Annotated in this window: 8 protein-coding genes; 1 reads left to right on the top strand and 7 read right to left on the bottom strand. The window is 44.7% G+C overall.

Annotation, left to right across the window (positions count from 1 at the left end; translation table 11 throughout):
- The first annotated feature begins 252 nt into the window (after positions 1-252).
- Entirely contained in the window at positions 253-573 is a 321-nt protein-coding gene (locus tag J7J01_10410; protein ID MCD6211270.1) for a hypothetical protein, read from the top strand.
- Here J7J01_10410 and J7J01_10405 read toward each other — a convergent pair.
- Genes J7J01_10405 through J7J01_10375 form a run of 7 tightly spaced genes read right to left on the bottom strand, consistent with a single transcriptional unit; the run spans position 564 to position 1,938 of the window.
- On the bottom strand, positions 564-875 hold the full coding sequence (locus tag J7J01_10405) for a hypothetical protein (protein ID MCD6211269.1): 312 nt from the start codon (positions 873-875) through the stop codon (positions 564-566). The two genes, J7J01_10410 and J7J01_10405, sit on opposite strands and share 10 nt — an antisense overlap.
- A 21-nt stretch (positions 876-896) precedes the next feature.
- On the bottom strand, positions 897-1,094 hold the full coding sequence (locus J7J01_10400; GenBank protein ID MCD6211268.1) for a hypothetical protein: 198 nt from the start codon (positions 1,092-1,094) through the stop codon (positions 897-899).
- The gene (locus J7J01_10395; protein MCD6211267.1) at positions 1,084-1,284 is read right to left on the bottom strand and encodes a hypothetical protein; all 201 of its coding nucleotides are present in this window, start codon (positions 1,282-1,284) and stop codon (positions 1,084-1,086) included. Before J7J01_10395 ends, J7J01_10400 begins: the two co-directional genes overlap by 11 nt.
- Entirely contained in the window at positions 1,268-1,474 is a 207-nt protein-coding gene (locus J7J01_10390) for a hypothetical protein (GenBank protein ID MCD6211266.1), read from the bottom strand. The genes J7J01_10395 and J7J01_10390 overlap by 17 nt, the downstream gene beginning before the upstream one ends.
- Positions 1,468-1,614 (bottom strand): hypothetical protein, encoded by a 147-nt coding sequence (locus J7J01_10385; GenBank protein MCD6211265.1) that lies wholly within the window; start codon positions 1,612-1,614, stop codon positions 1,468-1,470. The genes J7J01_10390 and J7J01_10385 overlap by 7 nt, the downstream gene beginning before the upstream one ends.
- Entirely contained in the window at positions 1,611-1,766 is a 156-nt protein-coding gene (locus J7J01_10380; protein ID MCD6211264.1) for a hypothetical protein, read from the bottom strand. Before J7J01_10380 ends, J7J01_10385 begins: the two co-directional genes overlap by 4 nt.
- Position 1,767: 1 nt before the next feature.
- Positions 1,768-1,938 (bottom strand): hypothetical protein, encoded by a 171-nt coding sequence (locus tag J7J01_10375; GenBank protein ID MCD6211263.1) that lies wholly within the window; start codon positions 1,936-1,938, stop codon positions 1,768-1,770.
- Between the last annotated feature and the right edge of the window lie 123 nt (positions 1,939-2,061).

The following is a 2,061-nucleotide window of genomic DNA, read 5'->3' as shown; positions in this document are numbered from 1 at the left end:
ATTCAGCGGGGACCGTGAGCCGAATGCCCCACGCACTCACTTTCGAGGTTTTTCTCTTCTCCTCCATCTCTATCACCTCAATTATATATTGTGTTGAGGTTATATATAAGCTTTTCGATAGATGTTAAAATTTTTTAATATAGAAAAACCTTCATATTCACAATGCTGGAAGTGGTGGTTACCGCAGGGAGCATTAGCGGATTTGTGTCACTTTTCGGATTGCTATATATCTTCTTCACAAAATTGGGGCGCATGGAAGTGAAAATATGCACGCTCTGGAAAGTGTATGGTGAGGATGTGCTGGAGCGAGCGGTGAGGGAAGGGCTGGGAAAACATGAATCGCCGGTAAGGATAACGGACAAGGGAGAGCAACTCCTCGGTGATGATATAAAACAAAAAATTGAAGCGATTGTGGGGAGAAGAAAAGTTAAAGACGGTGATTTAATTTATTTTGTTTTAAACGAGACGATAGGGGATTTAAAAAGAAGGGCAGGAGAAACAGATGTAGATATAAATTCGCTGGTAGCGACAGCGATGCTATACACAGAGAAAGTTTTGGGAAATCACCGATAGATTCTCCATTTGGTTTTATGCTTGCGCGCATCCACGCGCACCATTAAAAGCCACTCCACTTTTTTTACCTTGTGTTTTTCGCGCCATTCCTTGAGTTTTTTCAAGAAACCGCGAGTGCTATTGGTCTTGACTTGAACAAAATGAAGTTCATTGCCATCAGGCGAGATGGCGACCAGATCGAAGAGACCGAAGATATCTTGCGTGCCGAAATGTGAAGTTTTCTGCGGCACGAAGACTGCCCAGCCGCGCCGCTCATATTCCCGCGCAGCTTCATACTGCGAACGATAACCTTTTTGTGTCATTTCACTGCCGTCTGAAGCGCTTTAGTTCTGCTTTCGATCATATTTTCTTACAACAAAACTCAAAATCGCACTCGCAACCCTGCTCGTCACCGCGTCCGGTAAATCGCTTTCCACAACAGCGATAAAAACTTTATTCTTGTGTTTCCGCAGAATGAGCATGTCCGGTGCGCTGCTCCCTCTTCGTAGCCTGAAAATGATCGAGGGAAATTCACTTATCATTTTCGCGCTCCCACTTCCACTTCGCCGCCTCGCTCAATACTGGCAGAAGAACACTTCCTGGAATTACAACGCTCGAACCTTTACGCTTGCCTCGCGCTTCGAGCACTGATCGCAACATATCTTCACCGCAGATGCGAGCGAGTGCGCTGAACGATGCCGTAATAGTCGCTTTTTCATGCGTGTTTTTCATCTTCTTCTCCTCCTATGGATGCAAAAGGGTGGTGGTATGGGTAGAACAGCTCATCACCCCCTCCGCACTTTCTCTTCGTTACGGCAAGCCCCGTATTACAGGACCCGCACTTTGGACAGTCTTTGCACATCTTCTCTATCTCTTCTTTTTTATATCGCTTTTTCTTCAGCGGACAATAGAATTTTACCATTTTATTACACCTCCTCCGATTCTTCTCCTCTTACGCATGAACATGAACGGAGTGCATTCCCGATGCCTGCCGAGGAATAAGAATTTACATCCCCGGGACCGACCTAAGAACAGGAATTTATGTGTTTTTTCTTTGCTCATTTTTCTTCCATCATCACCTCCTCACGACTTTTTTGTTGTTTCCATTCCTTCTCCATATATCCACACACGATGCACCACCACTGCCTGAACACTGGGTTATCCTCTTCAATCATAGGACTACCACACTCGGGACATCTCCTGTAATTACTCATTTTAATCCTCCTCAATTTTACCTTCCCTTCGCAGTTCGTCAATGATTTCAACTAACAGGCTGATGTCGCATCCGATATTCTTATGTAACTCTGTAATGTCTGATTTTTTATGTTCTCGTATATAATCCAGCACTTTTTGCTTAACTTTTTCGTCTTCTCTTAGTAGATTCATTCTCCATCACCTCCTCACATACGAATCCGCTCCTCTATAGCATCACATGCCCCCCTGAACGGACATTTTTCGCATGAACATGAAAGATTGCAGCTTCTGCGCACAGACAGCACCGCACCATCA

Source organism: Methanophagales archaeon, from assembly GCA_021159465.1.
In the GTDB taxonomy this organism is placed as follows: Archaea; Halobacteriota; Syntropharchaeia; order Alkanophagales; family Methanospirareceae; genus G60ANME1.
Note: the sequence above shows the minus strand (reverse complement) of the source record. Positions and strands in the feature narration are given on the sequence as shown.